The sequence below is a fragment of the Microbacterium murale genome (genome assembly GCF_014635185.1).
Lineage (GTDB): Bacteria > Actinomycetota > Actinomycetes > Actinomycetales > Microbacteriaceae > Microbacterium > Microbacterium murale.
Genome location: NZ_BMCM01000001.1, coordinates 1204098 through 1229663 on the forward strand (window position 1 = coordinate 1204098; position 25566 = coordinate 1229663).

General features: G+C 63.7%; 22 protein-coding genes. 14 read left to right on the plus strand and 8 right to left on the minus strand.

Annotation, left to right across the window (positions count from 1 at the left end; translation table 11 throughout):
• Nucleotides 1–105: 105 nt before the first annotated feature.
• Complete coding sequence (locus IEV67_RS05875; protein ID WP_188435579.1) at nt 106–1533, minus strand: aldehyde dehydrogenase family protein; 1428 nt, start codon at nt 1531–1533, stop codon at nt 106–108.
• 535 nt (nt 1534–2068) lie between these two features.
• The gene (locus IEV67_RS05880) at nt 2069–3286 is read right to left on the minus strand and encodes an ROK family transcriptional regulator (protein WP_188435580.1); all 1218 of its coding nucleotides are present in this window, start codon (nt 3284–3286) and stop codon (nt 2069–2071) included.
• 141 nt (nt 3287–3427) lie between these two features.
• Here IEV67_RS05880 and IEV67_RS05885 point away from each other — a divergent pair, with 141 nt between their 5' ends.
• The 6 genes from IEV67_RS05885 (at nt 3428) to IEV67_RS05910 (ending at nt 9392) form a co-directional block, all read left to right on the plus strand.
• Nucleotides 3428–4264 carry a phosphoenolpyruvate hydrolase family protein gene (locus IEV67_RS05885; RefSeq protein WP_188435581.1) on the plus strand — a complete coding sequence of 279 codons (837 nt, stop codon included), beginning with the start codon at nt 3428–3430 and terminating at the stop codon, nt 4262–4264.
• 2 nt (nt 4265–4266) lie between these two features.
• The gene (locus tag IEV67_RS05890; protein ID WP_188435582.1) at nt 4267–5070 is read left to right on the plus strand and encodes an SDR family NAD(P)-dependent oxidoreductase; all 804 of its coding nucleotides are present in this window, start codon (nt 4267–4269) and stop codon (nt 5068–5070) included.
• Nucleotides 5071–5080: 10 nt separating this feature from the next.
• On the plus strand, nt 5081–6319 hold the full coding sequence (locus IEV67_RS05895; protein ID WP_188435583.1) for a Tm-1-like ATP-binding domain-containing protein: 1239 nt from the start codon (nt 5081–5083) through the stop codon (nt 6317–6319).
• Nucleotides 6316–7380: a Gfo/Idh/MocA family protein gene (locus IEV67_RS05900; RefSeq protein WP_188435584.1), complete on the plus strand. Its 1065-nt coding sequence runs from the start codon at nt 6316–6318 to the stop codon at nt 7378–7380. Before IEV67_RS05895 ends, IEV67_RS05900 begins: the two co-directional genes overlap by 4 nt.
• 57 nt (nt 7381–7437) lie before the next feature.
• Complete coding sequence (locus tag IEV67_RS05905; protein WP_188435585.1) at nt 7438–8793, plus strand: MFS transporter; 1356 nt, start codon at nt 7438–7440, stop codon at nt 8791–8793.
• 215 nt (nt 8794–9008) lie between these two features.
• Nucleotides 9009–9392: a carboxymuconolactone decarboxylase family protein gene (locus IEV67_RS05910; protein ID WP_229702841.1), complete on the plus strand. Its 384-nt coding sequence runs from the start codon at nt 9009–9011 to the stop codon at nt 9390–9392.
• A 288-nt stretch (nt 9393–9680) separates the two neighbouring features.
• On the opposite strand, the gene IEV67_RS05915 is transcribed toward IEV67_RS05910, so the two are convergent.
• Nucleotides 9681–10574: a hypothetical protein gene (locus tag IEV67_RS05915; protein ID WP_229702780.1), complete on the minus strand. Its 894-nt coding sequence runs from the start codon at nt 10572–10574 to the stop codon at nt 9681–9683.
• A gap of 180 nt (nt 10575–10754) precedes the next feature.
• Between IEV67_RS05915 and IEV67_RS05920 the strand changes: the two genes are divergently transcribed.
• The gene (locus IEV67_RS05920) at nt 10755–11039 is read left to right on the plus strand and encodes a helix-turn-helix transcriptional regulator (protein ID WP_229702783.1); all 285 of its coding nucleotides are present in this window, start codon (nt 10755–10757) and stop codon (nt 11037–11039) included.
• Nucleotides 11040–11128: 89 nt separating this feature from the next.
• On the opposite strand, the gene IEV67_RS19155 is transcribed toward IEV67_RS05920, so the two are convergent.
• The 4 genes from IEV67_RS19155 to IEV67_RS05940 form a co-directional block, all read right to left on the minus strand.
• Nucleotides 11129–12745, minus strand: a complete 1617-nt coding sequence (locus IEV67_RS19155; protein WP_373284449.1) for a zinc-ribbon domain-containing protein — start codon at nt 12743–12745, stop codon at nt 11129–11131.
• 503 nt (nt 12746–13248) lie between these two features.
• Nucleotides 13249–14298: a TniB family NTP-binding protein gene (locus IEV67_RS05930; RefSeq protein ID WP_188435588.1), complete on the minus strand. Its 1050-nt coding sequence runs from the start codon at nt 14296–14298 to the stop codon at nt 13249–13251.
• Nucleotides 14295–16337, minus strand: coding sequence for a TnsB C-terminal domain-containing protein (locus IEV67_RS05935; protein ID WP_188435589.1), 2043 nt, complete (start codon nt 16335–16337; stop codon nt 14295–14297). Before IEV67_RS05935 ends, IEV67_RS05930 begins: the two co-directional genes overlap by 4 nt.
• On the minus strand, nt 16338–17153 hold the full coding sequence (locus tag IEV67_RS05940) for a TnsA-like heteromeric transposase endonuclease subunit (protein WP_268238573.1): 816 nt from the start codon (nt 17151–17153) through the stop codon (nt 16338–16340).
• Between the two features lie 256 nt (nt 17154–17409).
• On the opposite strand from IEV67_RS05940, the gene IEV67_RS05945 reads away from it, so the two are divergent.
• Complete coding sequence (locus tag IEV67_RS05945) at nt 17410–17802, plus strand: ArsR/SmtB family transcription factor (RefSeq protein WP_188435591.1); 393 nt, start codon at nt 17410–17412, stop codon at nt 17800–17802.
• 1 nt (nt 17803) lies between these two features.
• On the plus strand, nt 17804–18790 hold the full coding sequence (locus tag IEV67_RS05950; protein ID WP_188435592.1) for an SRPBCC family protein: 987 nt from the start codon (nt 17804–17806) through the stop codon (nt 18788–18790).
• A gap of 92 nt (nt 18791–18882) precedes the next feature.
• On the opposite strand, the gene IEV67_RS05955 is transcribed toward IEV67_RS05950, so the two are convergent.
• Nucleotides 18883–20664: a sugar phosphate isomerase/epimerase and 4-hydroxyphenylpyruvate domain-containing protein gene (locus IEV67_RS05955; RefSeq protein ID WP_188435593.1), complete on the minus strand. Its 1782-nt coding sequence runs from the start codon at nt 20662–20664 to the stop codon at nt 18883–18885.
• A 111-nt stretch (nt 20665–20775) separates the two neighbouring features.
• Here IEV67_RS05955 and IEV67_RS05960 point away from each other — a divergent pair, with 111 nt between their 5' ends.
• Genes IEV67_RS05960 through IEV67_RS05980 form a run of 5 tightly spaced genes read left to right on the plus strand, consistent with a single transcriptional unit; the run spans nt 20776 to nt 25557 of the window.
• A complete protein-coding gene (locus IEV67_RS05960) occupies nt 20776–21324 on the plus strand; it encodes a TRAP transporter small permease (RefSeq protein ID WP_188435594.1) in 549 nt (182 codons plus the stop codon).
• Nucleotides 21321–22595, plus strand: a complete 1275-nt coding sequence (locus IEV67_RS05965; protein WP_188435595.1) for a TRAP transporter large permease — start codon at nt 21321–21323, stop codon at nt 22593–22595. The genes IEV67_RS05960 and IEV67_RS05965 overlap by 4 nt, the downstream gene beginning before the upstream one ends.
• Entirely contained in the window at nt 22592–23545 is a 954-nt protein-coding gene (locus IEV67_RS05970) for a shikimate dehydrogenase (RefSeq protein WP_229702785.1), read from the plus strand. The genes IEV67_RS05965 and IEV67_RS05970 overlap by 4 nt, the downstream gene beginning before the upstream one ends.
• Nucleotides 23542–24573, plus strand: a complete 1032-nt coding sequence (locus IEV67_RS05975; protein ID WP_188435596.1) for a DctP family TRAP transporter solute-binding subunit — start codon at nt 23542–23544, stop codon at nt 24571–24573. The genes IEV67_RS05970 and IEV67_RS05975 overlap by 4 nt, the downstream gene beginning before the upstream one ends.
• A gap of 9 nt (nt 24574–24582) precedes the next feature.
• Nucleotides 24583–25557, plus strand: a complete 975-nt coding sequence (locus IEV67_RS05980) for a phosphotriesterase family protein (protein ID WP_188435597.1) — start codon at nt 24583–24585, stop codon at nt 25555–25557.
• Nucleotides 25558–25566: the final 9 nt, after the last annotated feature.

The following is a 25566-nucleotide window of genomic DNA, read 5'->3' on the forward strand; positions in this document are numbered from 1 at the left end:
CTGCGGACCGAACAAGAGTTCGCCGATGGCTTGAACGGACCGTCTTCACGGAGAAGGATTGGGTCGACCCGGTCGACCTCGAGTAGTGGCTCGGACAGCTTCCGCCTACACCGCGATCGTTTTTGTGTTCGTCAGCTGGAAGAACGCCTCGGGACCGCCCTCGCGGCCGAAGCCCGATTGCTTCATGCCCCCAAACGGGCCACTGAGCCGCGGGAATGTCCCGTTGATCGCGATGGAGCCGGTCTGCACTCTTCGCGCGACGTCACGGCCCAGCGCGGGGTCTGAGGTGAACACCGCGCCGGCGAGCCCGTACTTCGAATCGTTCGCAAGGTCGATCGCCTCGTCGATTGTGTCGAACGGGATCACGACGAACACTGGTCCGAAGATATCGTCCTGCGCAACATCCATGTCGTTGGTGACATCGGTCAGCACAGTGGGGGCGAACCAGTGGCCCTCGGAGAATTCGTCGAGACGTGCTCCGCCGTAAGCCAGCGTCGCGCCTGCGGCCAACGCCCCCGACACATACCTCTCCGCACGTTCGACCGCGCGCGCGTTGATCAAAGGGCCCCATTCCGTCGTCGGGTCGGACGGATCCCCGATACGCAGTTTCGCCAGTTCGGTACGCGCGCGGTCCACAAACGCGTCATGGATACTGCGGGCGACGATCACCCGGGTGAGGGCAACGCAGATCTGACCGCTGTAGAGAGCCCAGCTCTTCACCAGCTCGGGGACGACCTGATCCAGGTCGGCGTCCGCGGCGATGATGGCGGCCGACTTGCCACCGAGCTCCAGCACAACTCGCGCCGTGCGGTCTGCGACGGTGCGCATGATGGAGGCACCGACAGTGTTTCCGCCGGTGAAGTGCACCGCCTGCACGTCGGGGTGCTCGACCAGGTGAGCGCTGACCTCGGCATCGCCCGCGATCACGCTGTACACGCCCACGGGGAATCCCGCGACATCGGCTGCTTCGCTGATGAAGTAGCCCAGCAACCGATTCTCAGGTGGCAGCTTGTGGATGATCGTGTTGCCAGCGATTAGGGCCGGGACGATCGCCAGCGCGAGTTGCATGTGCGGGCCGTTGAAAGCCACCGAGACGACGGTCGGTCCGATGCCCTCGTGACGAATCTCGACCTCGCCCATGGAGGTGCTTCGCAGCTCGGAAAACTCGATAGAAGCAGCCGTCTCCAGCGCGAGCTCCCACACCTCAGTTGCGCCATCCGTCAGGTCCTTGGCGTCTTGTACAGTCATGCCGCATTCGAGGACCCAAGCCGTGTTTATGCCGTCGTGTCGGTCCTTGAGCGCGTTGCAGAACCGCCGGACGATGTCTAGTCGTTCGTCCTTGGCGAGACCGCTCCAGGACGGGAACGCTTCCCTAGCGGATTCGACGGCTACGTCCGCATCGGCGATGGACGGGCGCGGGAGCCGGGCCACCACGCTCCCATCCGTCGGTGAGACGACGTCGGTGACATCATCGGAGGCGGGAACCGTCCAACGGCTGCCTAGGAATAGCTCTGTCGAGTGGGGAATCTGCATGCTTGCTCCAAGGTCGAACGTTGATTGTTTGGGTCGCTAACGCGTCAATTCGATCTGCATCGTGGAGAGCGAACGCGGTCAAGCGTTGGCGCACCAGGCATCTACAGCGTTCACAGATGCGTCACTGATCCTCGATGGCTTCTCGGCCACCCGTAGCGGACAGGCCCGAGGATTTTTACGTCGACAATCAATCTAATTGCGTCGATGATCGCCGTCAAGCCATCCACGTTCCGATCCGGAGGCCGGTAGTCGCAGGCGCCAGCATCCGGAGGCGGTGCGCGCCGTCGCTCTCGTCACCGCCCGAAGCTGAACTCCAACGTCGGTGGTGATTGAAGCCGGTCAGGTGAACGCACACGGCGCCACCCGGTCGGTCGATTTGCTTCAGCAGTACCGCGGTCGAGTGCCTCATGGGTCGGGTCGTTTTAGACGTCGAATCGCGCGCCAGGCACCGTTGGGGCCATCGAGTCCGATGTTGCTCACCTATTCGAGGGGGCGACCCAGGCTGAGGAAGTGCTGCCTTCTAGCATCTCGCGGACTATGCAATGACTCGGGCGTCAACGCGTTCCGGCGCGAGTGCTTGGTTTATCGCTGCCAGGGCCGCGCCTCGCAGACCTGCGTTGTCACCCAGATGTGAGCGTTCGAGTCGGATCTCGCGCGCTGACGCTGGTAGCGCATCGCGAATGATCCCTTCTTGCAGCCCTGCGAAGAAGGAGTCGCCGGCTTCGACGAGATATCCCCATACGGCAATCACGTCGGGGTTCAGCATGTTTATCGCAGTGGCCAGCACCTTGCCGATGGTCAGGCCTGCGCGACGGACGATGCGGCTCGCTTCGGGTACGCCTCTGCTGGCGAGCTCGGCGACGTCTCGAGCTGTGTCGACCGCTATGCCTTCTGCGGTGAGTTGCTCGGCCAGTGCCTTCCCGCTTGCGACGGTGTTTAGGCACCCGACAGAACCACAGGCGCAGAGGCGGTCGTTGCCAGTGATCTTGATGTGCCCGATTTCCCCGAACTGCCCGGCGGCGCCTTGGACGATGGTTCCGTCGATAGCGAGTCCGGCCGCGATAACGGTGCCCACCTTCAGGCTGACCAGTACTTTCGGGTTAACCGTCATAGTCGTGAGCTCGCCGACAGCGATGCAGTTAACGTCCTTGTCGACCAATGCCATGCAACCGAACTCGGCCTCGAGTCGAGTGCGCAAGCCTTCAACCCAGGTGGCGCCAGGTTTCCCCGCGTGCGCTTGATGCCCAATTTCAAGATCCCCGGGCAGTCCAATCCCTATCGCAAAAAGCTGACGAGGATCCGTTGTATCGAGCGCGTCGGCGAAGGCCTTCCGAAGTAGGCCCTCGAGATCGTCCAGTCCGTTAGCCTGCAGGTCCAACTGCACCTGAGTGGACCAAACCACGTTGCCCGCAAGGTCCGTCAGTGCAACCATGGTGCCGCTCATCCCGACGTGAGCCGCCAGGACACTGCCCGCCTTAGCGTTGAAAGCAAACCGGCCGGCTGGTCGTCCGCGTCCAGCTGTCGGCTCGTCGTCTGCGAAGTTGATCAGAGCCGCCCCGAGTAGCGTCTGTATGCGATCCGTCACAGTAGATCTCGCGACGCCGAACTCGCGAGCAAGCTCGCTGATCGTCTGCGCACGCCCGTCACGAATCTGTTCAAGCACCTCACCGGGGCTCACCTGCAGGGGTTGCGCCCTTCGGGCGTCACCCCGGACGGTGGCGGGAGAGCTAGGCACATCTGTATCGAACACCATGAACTCATGGTAATAAGTCGAAGCGCTGCAGAACAGTCGCAACGCCTGAGCTATCGACGGCAGTTGACAAACTGCGTCAACATAAATATGTTGAGAGTCAACATAAATCGAGATGATTGACTCTCAGAGACGAGGAGCAGCATGGCGCTTACCCGGTTGCAAGTTATCCAGGCGCTGCGCGCCGAGGTGTCCGATGGGCGGGCCATCGTCGGCGCAGGCGCCGGTACGGGCATCTCCGCGAAGTTCATCGAAAAGGGCGGCGCTGACCTGATCATCATCTACAACTCGGGCCGATTCCGGATGGCCGGCCACAGCTCCATGTGCGGGTTGCTGCCTCTCGGTGACGCCAACGCGATCGTTCTGGAGATGGGGGAGCGCGAGGTGCTGCCCGTTGTGAAGCACGTGCCCGTGATCGCTGGTGTGAACGGTACGGATCCGACTCGCGACCTCGGTCTGTTCCTCACCAAGATCAAGGACGCAGGCTTCTCCGGGGTGAACAACTTCCCCACTGTCGGACTGTTCGACGGCCGGATTCGTCGTGAACTTGAAGCATCCGGGATGGGTTTCGAGCGGGAAGTCGAGATGATCGCCGCCGCTCACGCACTCGATCTCTTCACCGTCGTCTATGTGTTTACTCCGGAAGAAGCGGTCGCGATGGTAGATGCCGGCGCGGATGCCGTCATCGCGCATATGGGTCTCACCGTCGGAGGCAGCATCGGAATGGATGAGGACGGCGCTTTCAGCTTGGACGACGCCGTCGATCGAGTGAACGCGATCGGGGACGCGGTGCTCTCCAGACGCGGTGATGTCATTCTGCTCTGCCACGGCGGCCCGATCGCCACCCCCGCGGATGCCGAGTACGTCATGACGAGAACAAACAGCGTGGGCTTCGTCGGCGCTTCCAGCATGGAACGGCTTCCCGTTGAGGAAGCATTGATCAACGTGACCACCGACTTCAAGAACGCAAGGACGGCCTGACCATGACCTCTGCCAACACCTTCGAATGGAACCAGGTCGGGGCGGGCCTTGCCGATTCGGTCACGCTGATCGCTGGCGGCGCTCGAGGAACGGGTGCGACTATCGCGGAGAACCTGCTCCAGCTCGGCGGCTCGGTGGCGGTTTGTGACATCAACCCGAAACATCTCGACGACGCCCGCGACCGATTCGCTAGCCACGGTGACCGCATCTTGATGCTCACCGCGGATTGCACCGTCGCCAGCGACGTAACTCGTGTCGCGGCCGAGACCTCGGATCAGTTCGGTCGTCTCACAAACATGGTCTACGCGGCAGGGGCATACCGGGCGCAGCGGCCCACCCTCGAGATCTCCGCCGACGAGTGGGACCTGATCGTTGACTCCAATTTGAAGGGAGCGTTCCTTACTGCTCAGGCTGTCATTCCACACATGATCAACGCTGGCGGCGGCGCCATCGTCAGCATCTCCTCTCTTGCCGGGCGAACCACCAGTCCTTTTCTCGGAGTTCACTACACCGCCGCGAAAGCCGGCATCCTCGGCCTCACCCGCCACATCGCCAAAGAATTTGGTCATCAGAACATCCGCGCGAACTCCATCTGCCCCGGCGGCATCACCGGGCAACGGATGAATGACCTCCTTCACGACCTGCACCGCGAATCCGACCTCGTCCAGCTCGCTGATCAAACACCTTTAGGGCGCAACGTCGAGGAGCTCGACGTTGCAGGTGTCGTCCTGTTCCTGTTGTCAGACCTGTCCAGGTTCGTCACTGGAGCAACGGTCGACGTCAACGGCGGAATCCTCACCATCTAAGCCGCCGCCGATGACTACCGTCCTTCTGCTCGCTGCCCTCGACACTAAGGGTGCCGACGCGGCTTTCATTCAGACTCGCATCCGAGAGCACGGACTCAACGTAACTCTCGTCGACACGGGAGTTCTGGGACAGCCGTCGTTGACGGCCACGATCTCACGCGATCAGGTCGCCGCTGCGGGTGGCACAACGATTGCCGACCTCGTATCTGCGCAGGACCGCGGTCAGGCCGTCGCAATTATGGCGAAGGGTGCGGCCATTGAGGTCGAGCGTCTCATCCGTGAAGACGGTGCCGTGGGCGTGTTCGGCATCGGCGGCGGCGCTGGCACGTCGGTCGCCGCGGCGGCCATGCGCAACCTCCCGCTGGGGATCCCCAAAGTAGTCCTCAGTACTGTCGCGTCCGGGGATACGTCTGCCTACGTCGGCACCTCCGACATCGTCATGTTTCCGTCGATCGTCGATGTCGCCGGCGTCAACCGGATCAGCGCCATCACGTATACCCGGGCCGCCGACGCGTTCGCCGGAATGGTCAACGGGCAAAAGATTGAGCCCACCTCTGCACCAACCAGGCCGCTGATTGCGGCATCGATGTTCGGAGTCACAACCCCCGCGATCTTGCACGCACAGCAACTCCTGGAAAACGCCGGGTACGAAGTGGTTGTCTTCCATGCAACCGGCGTCGGTGGGCGCGCGATGGAAAGTCTGATTCGACAAGGGCTTGTCGACGCCGTCCTTGACCTGACCACAACCGAAGTAACGGATGACATCGTCGGAGGCATTCTCAGTGCGGGGCCGGAACGGTTGACCGCAGCTGCAGAAGCCGGCGTGCCCCAAGTGGTTTCTGTCGGCGCTACCGACATGGCCAATTTCGGCCCCCTGGACACCGTCCCGCCTCAGCACCGGGAACGCAACCTCTATCAGCACAACAGCGAGAACACCCTGATGCGCATCAACCCCGACGAAGCTCGACAGGTGGGCGTGTCAATCGCTGTCCGGCTCAACCATGCCACTGCACCCGCCATCATTTTGCTGCCCTCCCTGGGCGTGTCGGTCATGGACGCCGCAGGGAAGGGCTTCGACGACCCCGTAGCGCGCCGCGCGCTCGAGGACGCCCTCGCCGAAACGCTCGAGAACCCTCTCGTGCAGATCAAAAAGCTGAATATACACATCAACGACCACTCATTCGCCGAACTCGCAGTTACCGATCTGATCGGCCTACTTTCCTCATCCACATCGACGGAGATGCCATGACCCAAATTCACCGACCCTTCCGCCTCGCGCTCGTCGGGCCCGGGCGCATCGCCGAAGCCCACCTTGAAGCAGTGACCGCCGCCTCCGACGTCGCCCAGCTGATCGCGATCGCCGGAGTCCCCGACGAGATTCAACGCACCACGGAACTGCAGCAGCGCTTCGGTGCACGACGATCAGAGACCACAGTCCAAGCGATCATCGAGGCAGACGACGTCGACGCCGTCATTCTCACTGTTCCCAACCATCTCCACGCGCCTCTCGCCATCCCCCTTCTAGAAGCCGGAAAACACGTACTCATCGAGAAGCCCCTCGCCACTCGCACCGCCGACGCCTTGGCCATCGCGGCGGCCGCGGACGAACACCAGCGCGTGGCGATGGTCGCTCACTGCCGGCGCTTCTTCGACGGAGCGCAGGCCGCGCATCGATTCCTTAGCGAGCCGGGGCGCGGGCCAGCAAGCACCGTCCACTACCTCGGCGTTTACGCCGATCACGCCGCTACGGCCTGGTGGAAGTCAGCTGCTGATACCGGCGGACTCGCGATCGGGCTCAACGGTCCGCACAGCATCGACACGAGCATCTGGCTGACTGGCTCGCGGCCTGTGCGCGTATACGCGCGAAATCTACGACTCCGAGACCTCTGGGAAGGCGAAGACGAGGCCACAATCATCGTCGACTTCGAAGACGGCAGCACCGCGGTCAGCCACCTCTCGCTGAACGCACGTCCAGCCGTCAATCAGCGCTGGATCAACACCGATGCGCATTCGCTCTACCTTGAGGACGATCGACGACTCCGCATCAATGGCGAACAGATAGTGGACGAAGCGACAACTCCCTATATCCACGGGGACAACGGCTTCCGTAGCCAGCTCCGTGAGTTCCTCTCCGCCTTGGCTGAGGGCAGGCAACCGAGTTCCTCCGCCCGATCAACCCTTCCGGTCGTTCAGGTCATGGAAGCCGCTCATCTCTCTAATACCACTGGATTGCCCGTAGAACTCGACGTCTCAGTCGCCGGGATACCTTCCGACGAAGGTGCGGCTCCCGCCAAACCCGCCGTCGCGTAGCCGCCCCGGCCATCCCTCCCGCAAAGCCACAACGCAGTCACGATCAAGGACGCTCACATGACTACCGCAACCGAAGAATCTCCCAAGAAGTCGCTCTACCGAGCGGCGGCCGCCTCTTGGACAGGCATGGCCCTCGAGTCATACGACTTCTTGCTTTACGGGTCCGCCGCCGCCCTCGTCTTCAACAAGATCTTCTTCCCTGAGTTCGACCCTCTCGTCGGCACCATGCTCGCGTTCGTCAGCTACGCACTTGGTTTCTTCATCCGCCCCCTTGGCGGGATCGTCTTCGGTCACTTCGGCGACAAGATCGGCCGGAAGAAGCTGATGATCATCAGCATCCTTCTTATGGGGATCGGCACCTTTTGCATCGGCCTGCTTCCGACGTACGCCGCTATCGGCATCTGGGCAGCAGTGCTGCTCAGCCTCCTCCGCATGCTGCAAGGGTTCGCGCTCGGCGGCGAATGGGGCGGCGCGATGCTCATCATCGCCGAACGGGTCCCCGGCCGACGACGAGGATTTTGGACCGGCATCCCGGAGGGAGGAATTCCGTTCGGCAATCTCCTCGCCACCGCTGCCCTCGCTATTCTTACTGCAACACTGCCCGAAGAAGCCTTCCTAAGTTGGGGATGGCGAATCCCATTCCTCGCTTCCGCAGTTCTCGTGCTCGCCGGCCTCTGGATGCGTCTGCGGATCACCGACGCTCCACTTTTCATCGAGGCTCAAGAGAAGCCCGCCGAGCAGCCGAAAGCGCCCCTCGGCGAGGTTCTCCGTCACTACAAGAGGAACCTGCTCATCGCCGCAAGTGCCCGCCTGACCGAGAACATCTCTTACTACGTCATCACCGCGTTCGTCATCGTGTACGTCGTCACTAACGACGCCGACGACCGGGCGCTAGTACTTTTCGCCCTCATCGTCGGGAACGTCGTTCAGGTCGTCGCCACACCCCTCTTTGGAGCGCTATCGGACCGGATAGGACGAAAGCCGGTCATCCTCTTCGGAGCGATCGGGATGGGCCTCTGGATCTTCGCTTTCTTCCCCCTGCTCGACACTCAGTCACCAGCGCTAGTCGGCGTCGCAGTCGTCGTGAGCCTGATCCTGCACTCGGCACTCTACGGACCTCAGGCCGCCTACTTCGCCGAGCAGTTCGACACAAACGTACGTTACACCGGGATGTCAGTCGCTGCACAGGTGACCACCGTCATCGGCGGGGCAATCGCGCCCCTCGTCGCGACCGCGCTGCTGAGCCACTACATGAGCTCAGTTCCGGTTTCCATCTACGTAGCTGTCGCCGCTGTGCTGACTGTCATTGGAACAGCCTTCGCGAAGGAAACAAACCGACGCGACCTGGCCGTCAACCAACGGAGGACCTTGAAGGGCGTCCCCGCATCGGCCAGAACTGAAGCCCTAGGCTGAAGGACTGTACGGCGAGGTGACCGCAGGCGTGGTCAATCTACTCGACAGCCGACGTTCTCACGTACCGCCGCCGCGAGCCCGCTCCCCACTCTCGGCATGCGGGTGCTTGCGCCTCACCACAGCTGGCGCGCCTGGTGGGGTCGTAATCGAAAGGGTGGGCAGTGATGGACGTGGGCAGTCTTGATGCGCACGGACTACGAACGCGCCGCAAGGTCATGGGAGACGACCATGTAAATGCTTCAGTCAATGATGCCACCCCGTTCACTGAGGACATCCAAGTCCTCGTAACCAAATACGCGTGGGGTGACGTGTGGAGTCGGCCAGGCCTTTCTCTCCGAGACAGGAGCATCGTGACAGTATCCATGCTCGTCGCCCTCAATCGCCCCCAAGAACTGAGAGGCCACATTCGGGGTGCGCTGAATAACGGCGTGACAGTCACCGAGCTCCGAGAGATGCTTCTTCAGGCCGCTATCTATTGCGGCGCTCCCGCTGCGCTCGACAGCTTTCGAGTCGCGGTGAGCGTGTTGGACGAGCTAAACGACGGCAGAGAGACGTTGCAGCCTAGTCCGACCTCCGGGACGGAAGCCGTCGACCAATAAAAAACCGATCAAACGTCAAAAACGTTGCCACAGCTAGCCGGAATGGCGGTCCCAGTGGAGAGTCGTCGTTTGCCAGCGGCATGAGGACTCTTCTAGTTGCTTGATGGCGCGTGTATAGCTACTTATAGGCATGTATAGCGAATCGCTATACATGCCTATAAGTTCGTACAACCCCCGGGTGTGCACGCGACTGCCTGCATGCAGGCACCCGGGGCCAGCTACTTGGCGAAGCGTTGGCGCTGGCGTTGGACACGCCGGCAGGCCGTCGAAGTTTCTCGGTCGATTCGATCAAGCGGTCGCTGAAGACGAATCCGGATCTGGCCCGTCGCCACTCGCCTCTCCGGCGTGCACACCGCAGAGCGTTGATACCCACATCTTGATCACGTACTGCCTCGCCGGAGACCCGCACACCTCGCAAGTCACCGTGCTTTCCCACTCGGCCGCCCGAATAGCGTCCGTGAACGCCTCGTCGAAGCTCGACGGGTCTGCAGTCGGGTCGGCATAGAAGCTCAGCGCGCCGAACTTCGACTTCACCTGCTGCACGACATAGTTCGGAGCGATGGCGGACAGCTTTTCATCGAGCCGCCCCACTAGCGGGTACCAGCCGACTCCGACTTCGAGCAGCTCTGGCCAGCCGGGAGCGATCCGCTTGACGAGGCCTTGCAGTTCTGGTGGAAAGTCGTCCGTCATGTCACTTGTCTCGTTCTGTGGTCGCATGAAGTTCGCGAGCCCGGCGATGGTCTCGAACTCGGTTCCGCATGCGCGGCGTGCGGCGTCGCGGGCCTGTTGGCGACGCCGCGACCTCTCGCGAAACTCGCGACCGACCCGCAGGCTGCGCATGACGCCACTATCAAAACTGATCATTCCTCGTCGGCGCCACTCGATTGCTGCGTGGCCACGAAAGCCCGCAATCGCGCGGCGCCGCTCCATGAAATCTAGGTTCCGTGGCAGAGGGCCAGGGAGCCCGTCGGAGTCCGGTAGGAGGTAGGTGAAGAGTTCGGCGAACGTGGGACCCGATGCTGTGCGCCGGCGAGTTTGGGCGATGAAGATCGCTGCGGCCAGCGCCCACTGCTCCGCCGTGTCGTCACCGGTGAAGTCCTCGAACATGTACACCCATTCGGCTGGCGGCGGCGAGTCGATGTCCTGCCACCAGATCGGGTACGACTCAGGCATCTCATCCATCACAATCGCGGTCGCTTGCACGGGCCTTCCCGTGACGCGACCGCCTGTCATCGGGATGGGCAGCACACGTGCAGAGGGAGCGGAGCGATCCGACGAGGACGAGATTGTTTCGTATGGCCTTCCGAATTATGCCATACCGATTAGGCCATACGCGGAATAGCTGGTCGAGACGCTTGATAGGTGCCCCGACGGAACGAAGAGATTGAAGCTGAGTGGAGCGCGTACTCCCAGCGCTTCGCGACCTCGCTTCGTTCTGCGCGCGAGCGCGCTGGCCTGAGCCAGGAAGACGTCGCATATCGGTCCGGCCTCACGCGCTACACCTATCAGAAGTACGAGAAGGGGGAGTCGCGCCCGGGAAACCCCGCGAATCCCACGCTCCGCACGCTCCTCGCGCTCTCGCAGGTGCTCGGAGCCTCGCTGGTGGATCTAGTCCCAGAGGGCGCCCCTGACCTTCGGAGCCGTTGAGGCGCGATTAGTGACCTGAAGGAACGGAGAGGCGCGCTCGTGTCGCGCGCCCCGAGCACCCACACTCGTTCGCGTTGATGCCTTCGAGTTCACGCCAGGTCCACGCAAGCAGGGGATGGACACGATGGGCAGCTGCGACCTGAAGAGCGGCTTGCCACCGTCGCCTTCCAGAGGTGCCCTTTCGGGCATCGCCGAGCCGCCATGAGGGTCGACGTCGGCCTCAGCGTGCCCGGTGCGCGACTATTGCTGAGATCCCATTCGGCAGCGAGCTCAGGCCGCAACGTCGACAGGTCATTCGCGCCTGGAACCACTTGATGTCCATTGCAGAGCGGGCATCCGTTGCCACGCCGGCTTGTTCGGCTATAGACCCTCGCCGCCCAGACGTGCCCCTCCACGCACTTCCACATGGCGCGGTGCTTCGAGTGTGCAGTCACCTCGTGAGGGCTGAGCACATTTGATGCGTCCCACTCCGGCACGAGGTCGGGTCGCAGCGTGGCGAGATCCGTCTTGCCGCGCACGACAAGTCTGCCCGCGCAGTAGGGACACCCCCTGCCGCTCGAACGGCTGTAAATTGCTGCTTCCCAGACGTGGCCTTTTTCACATTGCCAGGCCACCTTCTTGCGAGCATTGGGGCGTACCTGCTCGGGGCGCAGCTCGTTGCTGATGTGCCACTGAGCGGCGAGGTCAGGGCGGAGTGTGCCGAGGTCCGTCGCCCCGGGTAGGACGAGCTTGCCAGCGCAGTATGGGCAACCATTGCCGCGGGTGCGATTTGCGATCGACGCCTGCCACCCGTGGCCGCACCGACCCGCCCACCAGGCCCTCCTCGTGGTACGGGCGCTGACGACGTGAGGCGTGAGCTTGCCGTTGCGACGGTAGTCCCACTCGGCCGCAAGGTCGGGACGCAGGGTTGCGAGATCGGTCTCTCCCGGGATGGCACGTTTCTTAGCGCAATAGGGGCAGCCGGAGCCGTTCCGCGCCCGGTTGTTGATCGTGGCCACCCAGCGGTGTCCTCTACTGCAGACCCACTTGACGCGGCGGTGGGAACCTGAGCTGACATGATCAGGTCCGCCCGCGTTAGCCCCAGGTGACTTGTCCCACTCCGCTGCAAGGTCGGGAAATTGAGTACCGAGGTCTGACTGCCCCCGCCAAACTATGAACCCGGCACAGTGCGGGCAACCTGCTATCGCGCGCACGTATGGAGTTGTTTCCCAGGAATGGCCTTCATCGCATACCCACCATGCCGCCGCTGATGTCCGCCGTGGTTCCCATGGGTCGCGGGCCTCGTCGTTGCGACCCCAGTCCCATTCCCCCACAGCACGCGGGCGCCGCTGAATCCACAGTGGGTACGCCGCCGTCGAATCGATGATCGCTGACGTGTCTACGATGTCCAGCGGCAGGTTCAAAGGGTCGATGCGAGTTGGACGGTCCGCGCGGCGGTGCGGGCGCAGCCACAGCACGATTCGCTCAACGAGCACCCGGATCGCTCCTACCATCGGCGGCAAGGCCTCGAGGATGACCGGACGTAGTTCTTCAGCAGGAAGCGCAGACCATCGAGCAACATTTTCGGCATTCGAAAGCGCGGCAAGTACTGCGATAGTCTCTGGGTACAACTCGGCTCGACCACGAACCTCGTGGTCTTCGCGGCACGCAGCCAACGCTGGCTTCCATCCGTCGGGCTGGGTCAACCACGCGTTGTCGCGCACCATCTCCCACACCCGCGCGTGCAACCGCGCGTCGACCCGGTCACTGGCGACCAGGCGTCTGAAAAGGCGCTCGGCGTTCGCCAGTTCGCGGTCGAATGGGACTATCCGCTGCGACTCCGGCGTCGTTCCGGGCCCCGTCCAGACAAGCTGGCCCGGGTGCCGCAGACACCAGTTCTCGCGATCGTGCGGTATCTGCTGCACACGATCGCCGGCGGCGCACAGTCGGCAGAGGAACCGGTCAGAGTACACCTGGTGAGACTTCGGTTGAGCGAGGCGCTTGAGGCGCAAGTAATGGCCTTCGGGACGGCCGGCAGCAGCCTCGATTGTGCTCGCCGCACCAGCTTCATTAACCCACACGCGGTAGATGTATGGCCGGGCTTCGGTCGTGAGTCCTCGCTCGACGTAGTCGAAGGGAACACCCGCAGCCTCGCATTGACGTTGGGCATACGATCGCGGCGACTCGAAGCGGTGCCATTTAGGTCGGATGGGCCATGCCCGGGCGTCGGTCACGCGGCTTCCACGAGGTCGCTGAGTTGCACTCTGTGTCGGACTCGCGTGGTCTGCCGCAAACCGTCGAGGACCGCGAATAGCCGCTCGCGGGTCACCCGTTCATCCGTGCGCTCGGATTCATCGAGAATCGATGCGACAAGTCGCTCGATGATCATCGCGAGCACCGAAAGGCGTCCGTCGGCGGCGGCATGAAGAGCGGCAAAGTTCTTGGTGAGCATGCCCCGGCCGTGCTCGCACAGTGGAAGGTTGCGGTCGAAGATGGCGACCCAGCGACGCCACAGGGCGAGCCCTTCATCGCTTTGGATGTCGACCCTTCGCAGTTCGACCAAGTCGCATCTCATCGTGACCTGAAGGCCGTCGCCCGAACCGAACGCCTTGCCTCTGGTGAGATTGATCCCCACCAGCACGACTGTGGCCGAGGACTCGTTCTGTAGCGCCTTGATGACGCTCGACGGTTCGCTTCCACCGAGATTGTGGGCTTCGTCGATCACAAGGAGCTTCGTGCGATGGACGTGCAGCAGCTCCACCGCTCGCCGCCGGAGGTTGTCCGTCGTGATCTGAGTCGGCAGGGTGATCGTCGGGGCGAGAAACCTGATTATCTGACTGAGCAGCGCCTTGCCCGTAGCGTGGTCGGTGACCTCCACCCATACGACAGGGACTTCACCGTCAGCGGAGTAGTTCGGGAACTTCCTGGAGTGGTCGTTCTCAACTGAGCGCGCAAGAAGCAACGCGAGTTCAGTCTTGCCGTAGAACATGGGCGCTGAAACCATAAGCCCCCGGCGCGAGTTCTTTCGGCGCGGGTTCGCGACGATGTGCTTGGCGAGGATTCTCGTACTCAGATCTTGCTCGGGTGTCGGTACTCGCAGTGTCAGCCGCAAATAATCGTCGCGGGCCTCGTCGTAGAGGCTGCGTTCGGATGCGCTCAGCGCGGCGTAGTCGGAGAATGAGATTGATGTTGGCATCGGGGGCAGCGCCGCAAGCGCTTCGCGGAGGCCGGCGAGTGTGGTCTTTCGGTCATGATGCAGGACGAGTGGCTCGATGATCACGGGTGCAGCTCTTTCGACGTGACAATGTCGTACGACGACGAGTTCCAGTCGATGTCATCGACATCTACGGGATTGCTCCATTCGCGTAGTCCAATCGCGACAGGTTCGGTGAGCGGTGCGTCGGTGTCCGGCTCGCCGGTGGCTTTCGCGGACGCCTCTCGGAGGTAGCGCTTGCGTGCCTGCTTGTCGCCGCGCGCACGTCGTTCGATCTCATCGAGGAACTCCGACGTCTTCGGTACCTCTCCGGGTTCTCCGGAGCCAAAGCGCTCGATCAGTTTCACCTGTGTCTCCGCGACCATCCACGCGGCTCGCTCATCGATGAGCTTGTCCCAGCACTCGATCCACTCCCTGGATTCAGGATGCTGGACCCATACCGCATTCGAGTTGTAGGGATCAAAGTGAATGTCGAACTGGCGTGCCTGTCGTGATCCAGCGGGCGCGCCCGTCAGCGAACGATTGCGGAGGTCCGCCAAGAGAGGAGAGTCGTATACGCGGTTCTTGAACGTGATTCCTTCGTCACTGATGACACGAGGTTCACTGGGGAGTAAGCCGAAGAAGTCCTCCGCACGAAAGGGTAGCTGCACGCCCGGACCGACTTCGAACAGCGCGGAGTACATCTGATTCGGTGTCCACTTTCGCCCAGGGAACAGTGGAGATCTCAGCCCCCGGTGCTGCGAGTTCAGGAACACTGTGGTGATCCAGGCATCGAAAGCGAGACGCACGGAGTCCAGCGTCAGAATCGGCACAGCGCTTTTCCCGCGATTGTGCACCGCGTTACCAGTGGAGCCGGCCAGCCATGTCGCGAAGTCCGAGGAGGTTGTGCCGAAGTTGCGTTCGACATGTGGCTTGACTGTCGGCGTGTTGGGCGGTGCGAGTACGAGATTGATCCCAAACGCGCGACAGGCGGCCTCGAAGGTTGCGGATCGAAAGTCTGCGCCACCATCGACGGTGATTGAGTGCGGGAAGATCCATGGCACGGCGAGTGATTCATCGTCGAGGTACGGATTGATCCTCTTCATGAGTTCGACTGGAAGCGTTGCTGAGCCCGAGAGTGTTGCGGCGGCAGAACCGGGGACAGCCCGGCGACCGACGATCGCCCGGGCCAGCAGCAGCGCATGGTCGTAGCCGTTTGGCGAGTCGGCGTGGACTGCCCAGGCCATCGGAACCCGGCTGCTCACGCAAAAGAGCGCCGTCACCGTCGGACGGAAGTCGTTGCCCTTGTCGTCCCACACCTGTACGTCAAGCGTCGTGGAGTCGATCTCACAGACTGCGCCGAGCCGGTGTGCGTTGCCGGAGAAGTGCTCGCGGTCGGGGCGGTTCGACGCCGTGCGACGGGTGGTCGCCTTCGCGAAGCTGTATCGGCCCGCGTCGCGCTCGTTGATGAACCCTTGAAGGGTGGTGTCTTTGATCGCGCAGATCGCGTCGCCCGGATACATAGCTTCCAAGGTGCGACGGACGAGGGCGGCGCAGTGACGTCGGCTGCTCGTCGACATGTTCACCCGGCTATCGAGTTCTCGGTCGATGACGGCGACCAGGCGAGGATCGGCCTTCGCGACCACCAGACGCTTCTTGCCCTTCGGATGCAGTCGCGCATCCACCGCAGCAACGCCCTCTGATCGATAAGCCTTCCAGAAGTTGAAGAGAGCCTTCCGCGATCGGCCGAGAGATGTGCCGGCCAGCTCCTCGACCTTCGACGCGATCCGCTGTTCCTGCGTGGTTCGGACCAGGTCATACTGCGGACGCGGGGCCGTCGCAGTCGGATCCATCGGGATGCCTCGGAATACCTCCTGCAGGTGCTTTTCCATGTCGAGTACGTCGGCTGGCCAATTGCCTGAGACTGCCCGAAGAGGCGTGCTCGAGTTGCGCCGGGCGGTGCCTGCGTGCGCGAGCAATTCCGGCATCGACACACTCATCCAATCGTCAGCGCTGCCGTCGCGACGGAGCCTCGCCTCGGTGCCGCGGCGGACGCCTTCCCAGACCCAGAGTTCCCCCTCGATAGTGACGGAGTCGCCGAGCTGGAGCTTGTATTCGTCAGGCATTTACGCTGCCCTTCCCTCAAGCGCTGAATCAGAGGTGGTGTAGACGGTCTCACTGCTGAAGACAACAGCTAGATCGACGTCGAGCAAGCGACGCCAGGCCATGTTGTCAATCCATGCGCAGGCCAGCGGCGGGCACTCGGGGGAGACGATTCTGCAGAGCTCACCGCGTGGTCGACCGCCCCGTGCTGTTTCCAGGATGAGTGCTTCCATGGTGGGCGTGGGCAGGCAGCGGTCGTGGCGAGATGCCGAAAGGCAGTCGAGATTGGCTGTCGCCAGATGGCCGTAACCCGTGAGAACTCGGTAGCGCCAGCCGAGCGCTTCACAGATCTTTTCGGTCTCTTTGAACTGGACGCGGGCCTCATCGTCCACCCGCTCGGCAGGGCGCACATCGAAGAGCCCCAAGCTGCCGTCCGTGAACTGAGCCAAGAAATCAGGAACGTGCGAGAAACCTGGTAATTGGGAACCGTGCCCGAAGGCGATCGCCAAAGGCTGCGCCCACAGCCGGTCCACTTGCCCGCCGTAGTCCAGCCATAGAACTTCCCAACGCTCCTGCTGGGACTCGCACCACACATGAGATCGAGTGCGCTGCCAGAAGTACATCGCTGGCGTGAACCGATGACGGACGCCTTTCGACTTCCGTATTCTCAGTGGATCGATGGCAGCCCAGTCCCCCTCGCCGAGGTCTCGACCGACCGCTGCCCATTCGTGTTGTCCGGCCGCAGCGCCCCGAGGGTTCGTGCGAGGGATCCAATGCAATTCCGATGACGACGTGCGGCGTCGAGGGGTGATGTCCTTGGCTCCGTCTACCGGCCGCATCGAGACCCTTTCGCAAATGAATCCATGTTCGGACGGTGCGAAGACAAGGGGGCAGTCGGAGCCCCTTCGCTCCTGTATCCACTGCTGATGCTCCTCCGCCTCGGCCCGTCACGCAGGAAGGTCCTCGGCGTTTCGTGACACACGGTGTCACCGTAGCCGGGTCGTGTGTCATTTAAAGCGCGCTTGTGTCAGCTCAACGCGATTCCGACAAAAAAACTCTTGACACGGCATCCGCTTCGTCGTAACGTACAACCAAATGGTTGCACAACTAGAATTGAGCGAAGCGGAGACCGACCGTGTGTTCCACGCACTGGCGACGGCGACCCGACGCGATATCCTGCGCCGCACGATCAATGAAGAGCAGTCGGTGTCGACCCTTGCGGTCGATTACGACATGTCCTTCGCCGCGGTGCAGAAGCACGTTGCCGTCCTCGAGGCCGCGGGCCTCATCATCAAACGCGCCGAGGGACGCGAGCGGCTCGTCCGCGCGAATCCTGAGATGATCGCGCGCGCCCGGGCGCTGCTCGCCCGATATGAAGAGCTGTGGCGGGCCCGCATCTCCCGCCTCGACGATCTCCTGTCATCCGAATCTCCCCACCGAGATTCACCGAACAACCCACCGCAGAATTCACCGAAGAGAGGGAAATGAAATGCCTGTCACTGACATCAGCACTGATGCTGAGAACCTCACGATGACCGTCGCCGCCGACTTCGCCGCTCCGATCGAGCGGCTCTGGCACGCGTTCACCGATCCGGCCCAGCTCGAGCGGTTCTGGGGTCCTCCGGGGTGGCCGGCCACCTTCACCGAGTTCGACTTCACGGTGGGCGGCAAGGCGCTCTATTACATGACCAGTCCCCAGGGCGAGAAGTCTGGCGGTTCGTGGGAGTTCCTCAACATCCTCGAACCGCACGGCTTCGATGTCATCGACGCCTTCGCGGACGCCGACGGGAATCCGATCGAAGGCATGCCGGCGATGCGGATGACGTTCGGCTTCGAGTCGACGGACACCGGCAGCCGCATGATCAACACCAGCCATTTCGACTCGGCCGAGGCTCTCGAGCAGGTCGTCGCGATGGGCGCCGTCGAAGGAACCCGCATGGCGATGGCGCAGCTGGATGCCGTGCTACAGGACCTCCGCGAATACGCACAGGGCAAGGGCACGCGCGTCGAACTGCTCGACGACACGCACGTGCGGATCACGCGTCTGGTGAACGGTCCGCGCGAGCTGGTCTGGCGTGCGCACCACGACGCCGAACTCGTGAAGAAGTGGATGCTGGGACCGGACGGCTGGGAGATGACGGAGTCCGTCGTCGGCACAGAGGTCGGCCAGTCGTACCGTAACTCCTGGGCTCCGGTCGGAGACACCGAGGGGGAGCCGTTCGGCTTCGAGGGCGAGGTGCTGCTCATCGACGCTCCGCGCCGTGCCGTCACCACCGAGCGGATGCAGGGAATGCCCACTCAGACGCTCAACGACCTCAACCTCTATGAAGAGGACGGCGCCACCCTTGTCACGGTGCTCATCGAGTACCCCGACAAGGAGACGCGCGACATGATCCTCGCCACCGGCATGGCCGACGGCATGGAGGAGTCGTTCGCACGGCTGGAGCGCGAGGTGCTTGAGCCCACGCGTTCATAACTCCGCAAAGCCAGACCTGAACGGCCTCGGATCCGGTGGATTCGGGGCCGTTCAGCTGCGAGTGTGAGGAGTTGTGAACGGCAGCCGGAGGCTCAGCGCCCCATCGCCCGCTGTGCGGCGAGCCGGATCGGCGCGTTCGCTCCGCCGTAGCCGTCGTATCCTCCGCGCCGCTCGACCACCTCGAAGAACACATCACCGATCGTGCGCGTGTAGAAGTGGATGAACTCGCCCTCGGCATCGCGGTCGTAGAGCAGATCGAGCTCGCGCAGAGACGAGAGCAGCTCTTCAGAGAGACCGAACCGCGCCGACAGATCGTCGTAGTAGTTCGCAGGGATGCGCAGGTGATCGATGCCGCGCTCCTTCGCGCGACGCGCGACCGTGAACACGTCGTCGCACCGCACCGCGATGTGCCTGGCTGGCGGCGCCGCCGTGGGAGGTGCGAGATTGATCGGCACGCGGACGATCCCGTCCGGAGTGCGCATGACCTGACTGCGGATCAGCCCCTGAGGTCCGGGCACATCTGCCGGCGGCTCCGCATGCAGCGACAGCGCGCTCGACATGAACAGCACCGCCTCGTCGAAGTCCTGCCACGCGTACGCGAGGTTGACGTGATCGACTTCGCCGACCAGACCACCGACTGCCTCGGTGCCGCCATCGAACTCTTGCAGCCAGGAATCCTCGGCCGGCAGCGAACTCCAGAACACCTGAGTCCCGTCCGGCGCCGCGACACCGCGAAGGTCCTGCTCGCCTTCATACGTCCGGCGGAATATCTTCTGCGAACCCAGCGCGATCGCGCGATCGACGGCGGCCGCGGCATCCGGAACCTGCAGGCCGATCCCCGACAGCCGAGGTTCGTCGTGCCGCACCTGCTCGTTCAGGATCACGCGGGCGGAGCCCGCGCTCCACAGCCGAACCGGCTTGCTGCGGTGGCGCCCCTCGAAGGCGAAGCCCAGCTGGGCGAGCAACTCGTCGACCTCGGCGAGATCCGTCCCGGCGACCTCCACGAAGTCGAGTGCCGACACCGGCTGAGCCGACCCGAGTCGGCCGTCGTCCCAGCCGTTTGCGGTCGCCGTCCGGTCGGCAAGCCACACCAGAGATCGCTGGGCATGCGCGGCCGTTCGCACTGTATCGGTCTGACGGAACGTGTCGTTGAACACCTCCAGCGACCAGGGGCCCGTGTACCCGGCGCGCACCACGTGCGTCATGAAGTCCACCAGATCGAACGAACCCTCGCCGGGGAACAGTCGGTGGTGCCGGCTCCACGACAGCACATCCATGTCGAGCGCCGGAGCATCAGCGAGCTGCAGGAAGAAGATCTTCTCGGCGGGGATTCCCTCGATGCCGGCAGGGTCGTGCCCGCGCGAGAGGATATGGAAGCTGTCGAGGCAGATGCCGAGGTTCGGTCGATCCGCGCGCTGCACGATCGACCACGTACGACGGTAGTCATCCACGAATCGACCCCAGGCGAGCGCCTCATAGGCGAGGCGGATGCCGTGCACCGCTGCCCTGTCCGCAAGCTCACCCAGCTGCCGCGCTGCCACCTCGTCATCGTCGATCGTGGCCGTGCCCACGTTGCTGCACACCAGCATCAGATCGGTGCCGAGCCGGTTCATGATCTCGAACTTCGCCTCGGCGCGACGAAGGGTGTCCGCGAACACGTCGTCGGAGACGCCCTCGGCATCGCGGAACGGCTGGAACATGTCGATCCGCAGCCCGAGCCGCTCGCACAGCGCGCGGATCTCCTCCGGCGACTCCGGCGCGGCGATGAGATCGGCATCCATGATCTCGACGCCGTCGAAGCCTGCTTCAGCGCAGGCGTGGAGTTTGTCTACGAGCCCTCCGGACAGGCAGACAGAAGCGATTGAGGTGTGCATGGCAGTGAACGTACCAGTTTGTACATTAATTTCCCAGAGGTATTGCCGAATCAATGTACCAACCAGTACATTCAGTTCCAGTACCCGATCCACCGAGCACAAAGGCGTCTCGTGACCCCACAAGAGCAACCTCCCGCCACCGGCATCCTGCACCGGGTGGCCCGCATCATCACCGTGATCGAGCTCACCATCGGCGCGGTCGCCGTGCTGATGATCCTCGTCCTGGTCTTCTACCAGGCCCTGCAGCGCTACCTGCCGTTCGAGAGCCTGGCGTGGACGGGCGAACTCGCCCGCTTCGCGCTGCTCTGGGCGACCTTCGCAGCGATGGGCCTCCTTGTCACGAGTCGTGGCCACATCGCCTTGGAGCTCGTCGACTCGATCCGCAACCCCATGATCGTGCGCATCATCCAGGCGTTCGCACTGCTCGTGGTGGCCGCAGCTGCAATCGGTCTGTCGCTCGAAGCATGGGCGCTCATCTCGACGCAGGGCATCGTGAAGTCTCCGGTGCTGCGCCTCCCGATGTCGTGGGTATACATCCCGGTGTTCATCGGCACAGTCAGCACAACGGTGCGCGCGCTCATCTCCGCCGCCGATGTCGCCCTCCACGGGCCGAAAGCCGCCGACATCGAAGACGACCAGGTCGAGGTGGCAGGACTGTGACTCTTCTTCTCCTCGCCCTCGCGATCGCCCTCCTGCTGGCACTGCGCGTGCCTGTGCCCTTCGCCTTCCTCGGCCCGTCGCTGGTCTACATGGCCATGGAGGGGCAGTCGCTCGGCATGGCGCTGCGCACCGTGACCAACGCCGCCAGCAGCTTCCCGCTGCTCGCCGTGCCGCTGTTCATCTTCCTCGGTGCGCTCGCCAACCATGCCGGGATCGCTGATCGGCTGTTCCGCTTCGCTCAGGCGGGGCTCGCGAACATCCGCGGCAACCTCGGCTACGTGACCGTCGGCACCAGCGTCGGCTTCGCCTGGATGAGCGGCTCCGCCGTCGCGGATGCCGCCGCCCTCGGCAAGGTGCAGATCCCCGCCATGATCCGTGCAGGCTACGGCCGCCGGTTCGCCACCGGGATCTCGGCGACTTCCGCACTCATCGCCCCGGTCATGCCACCGAGCATTCCCGCGGTGATCTACGCCGGACTCGCCGCCGTCTCCACCGGTGCGCTGTTCGCGGCATCCGTCATCCCCGCACTGCTCATGGCGACCGGTCTGTGCATCGTCGTCTGGGTGCTCGTGAGGCGGATGCCGAACGTCAAGAAGGGTCGATTCGATCGTGCCGAGTTCGTCGCGTCGACGAAGGGAGTGATCCTGCCGCTCGTCGCGCCGATCATCATCCTCGGAGGAATCCTCGGCGGTCTCTTCACGCCCACCGAGGCGGCGGCGGTCGGTGTCGTCTACATCATCGTCGTGGGTCTGCTCCAGCGTTCGCTGAGTCTGAAGAGCTTCGTCAAGGCGCTGACCGAGACCGTCACGACGACCGCGTCGATCATGATCATCGTCGCTTCGGCCTCGCTGCTCGGCTACATTCTCGCCAAGGAGCGCCTGCCGCAGATGCTGACCGAGCTGGTGTTCGCGATCAGCGACAGCCCCACTGTGTTCCTGATCCTCGTCACCGTGCTCATGCTGATTCTCGGCACGGTGATCGATGCGACGGCGATCCTCGTGCTGACTGTGCCGATCATCCTCCCGATCGGCAACCAGATCGGCGTCGATCCGATCGTGCTCGGCGTGCTCATGATCCTCTCGCTCATGATCGGCCTGCTCACCCCGCCGGTCGGAACGGTGCTGTTCGTGACCGCGGCGGTGTCGAAGACGCGCATCGGCGAGGTGTTCCGCGGGTGTCTGCCGTTCATCATCCCGCTGCTCGTGATCTGCGTGCTCATCATCGCGTTCCCGAGCGCCGTGATGTGGCTGCCGGGGGTGCTGGGCCTGTGACGATCGGCACCCCTCTCGCTCGCCGTCGAGCCGTGCTGATCGGCTTGATCGGCGAGGGCGTCACCCCGTCGCTGTCACCGCCGATGCACGAGTCCGAGGGCGCCAGGCACGGGATGAACTATGTCTATCGCACGATCGATCTCGCGCCGGACGAGGGAACGACCGCGTCGCTGCGCACGCTGCTCGCCGCCGCGCGACGGCTCGGATTCAATGGCCTGAACATCACTCACCCCGTCAAGCAGGCGATCATTCCGCTGCTCGACGAGCTCAGCGACAGTGCGCGCGCGGTCGGCGCGGTCAACACGGTGGTGTTCACGGATGCCGGGACCATGGGCCACAACACCGACGTCACAGGTTTCGCGGCCGCCCTGAAAGACGCGTTCGGCGATGAGGAGCTTCGACGCGTCGTGCTCTTCGGCACGGGAGGTGCGGGCTCGGCCGTCGCCACGGCGCTGGCACAGCATCCGATCGGGGAACTCGTGCTCATCGATCAGGTGCGAGAACGCGCCGCCGGGCTCGCGGATCAGGTGCGCGCCCTGACGACGGCGACGGTCCGTGCGGGCGCCGTCGACGACCTACCCGCCCTCATCGCCGACACCCATCTGATCATCAACGCGACCCCAGTCGGCATGGCCGCCCATCCAGGAACCCCGTTCGATACGGCGCTGCTGCCGGACGGAATCCGCGTCGCAGACATCGTGTACCGACCGGCCGACACGGCGTTGCTGCAGGCGGCCCGCGCGCGCGGCATCCGCACCATGTCGGGGCTGGGGATGGCCATGCATCAGGCCGCCGACGCATTCGAGATCTTCACGGGCGAGCGCGCAGACCGCACGGCCATGCTCGCCGACCTCGACCATCTGGTGGCCGCAGAGGCGGCCGCACCAGCTGGCCCCGCGACACCAGACGCAACACCCGAAACAGCACCAGAAAGAGGAGAGAACCGATGAACGCAAGACGCACGCGGCGAACGATGTGGATCGCCCTTGCCGCAGCACCAGCGATGATGCTGGTCGCCTGCTCCGGAACCGGAGGCGGCGCTACCGGCGACGGAGGCGATGCCGGCGCGACGCAGAAGCTCACACTCGCCCACAGCTACAACGAAGATCAGCCGCAGCATCGCTGCGGCGCACAGGTGATCGCGGATGAGGTCGCTGCGGCGGATGTCGGATTGGAGATCGAGATCTTCCCGTCCAGCCAGCTCGGCGGCGACGCCGACCGCATCGCCTCCGTCGCCTCGGGCGACATCGACATCGACATCCAGGGCGCCTCGGCGCTCGGCGCCGTCTACGAGCCGATCAGCGTGCTCGACGCCGCCTATGCGTTCGACGACGCCGATCACCTCGCCGCCTTCATGGCCAGCGATGCCTCCGACACCGTCACCGAGGCGTTCGAGGAGGCATCCGGCGTTCATACCCTCGGCGCATGGTCGGCTGGCGCCCGCCAGTTCACGGCGAACACCGCCATCCGCACGCCGGAGGATCTCGAAGGTCTGCGCATGCGCTTCCCCGGGTCGCCGCAGTTCCTCATGAACGCCAAGGCGCTCGGCGCCACGGCGACTGAGGTCGCTTACGAGGAGCTCTACCTCGCGCTGCAGCAGGGCACGGTCGACGGCCAGGAGAACCCGATCACCAACATCGTGGCCTCGAACCTCAAAGAGGTGCAGGACTACGTCAGCATGAGCTCCCACCAGCTGAACACCAACCTCGTCATCATGGGACCGATCTGGGGCGAGCTCAGCGAAGAGCAGCAGGAAGCGCTGACGGCTGCGACCGAGAAGGCCGTCGCCGAGGTCACCACCTGCGTCGCCGAAGACGAGGAGACGGTCCTCGAGGAGTGGCGCACCGGTGGTGAGTGGGAGGTCATCGAGGACGTCGACCGCGACGCGTTCAGCGAGAAGGCGGAGGAGTACCTCTCGAAAACCCTCACCGGCGACTCGCTCGCTGTGTACGAGGCCATCCGCTCGACCTCCGAGTGAGCTGACTGCGTGGCGCGTTCGGTCCCGACGTTCACGGGCCAGGTTGACGGCGATGGACTAGGGGTGACCCTCATCCACGAGCACATCTTCGTCACCGACCCTGAACTCGACGTCAATATGCCTCATCCGGAATGGGATGAGCAGGCGTGCATCGAACGCGCCGTGCAGACCCTCTCGTCGTTGTACGAGCGCGGCGTGCGAACCGTCGTGGACCTCACGGTGATCGGGCTCGGGCGGGACGTGCGCCGCGTCGCCGAGGTCGCCGCGCGCGTGCCGGTGCAGATCGTGGCGGCGACCGGATGCTACGCGTCATCCGTGCTGCCCCCGTTCTTCTGCCTGAACGGGCCGGGGCTCGTCGTCGACGGCCCCGACCCGCTCATCGACCTCTTCATCGGAGACATCACGCGCGGGATCGCCCGAACGCAGGTGCGTGCCGGGATGATCAAGATCGCGTCGGACGGTGCGGGACTGACCCCGGACGTCGAGCGGGTGTTCGGGGCGGCCGCCGCGGCGCACCTGCGCACCGGCGTGCCGATCACGACGCATTCGGATGCCGCGGCGCGGGGCGGCACCGCGCAGCAGGACGCGCTGGCACGACTGGGCGTGCCGCTCGACCGCGTCGTGATCGGGCACAGCGGTGACTCGCTCGACCTCTCGTACCTCCGAGCGCTCGCCGATCGCGGCTCGTACCTGGGCTTCGATCGATTCGGCATGGAGCACGTGGGACGCGATGCGGATCGCATCCGGATGCTGATCGCACTGCTCGATGCCGGGTACGTGGATCGCCTCGTGCTGTCGCACGATGCGGCGGTGTTCAGCCGCGTGACACCGCCGTCGTGGCGGAAGGAGCATGTGCCGAACTGGCATATGACCCACCTGTTCGACACCGTGCTGCCGCAACTGCGCGCGGCCGGCGTGGATGACGCCACTCTGCATCGGCTGATGGTGGTGAATCCGCGGCGAGTGCTGACGGGTGGGGCATGATGTGTGCAC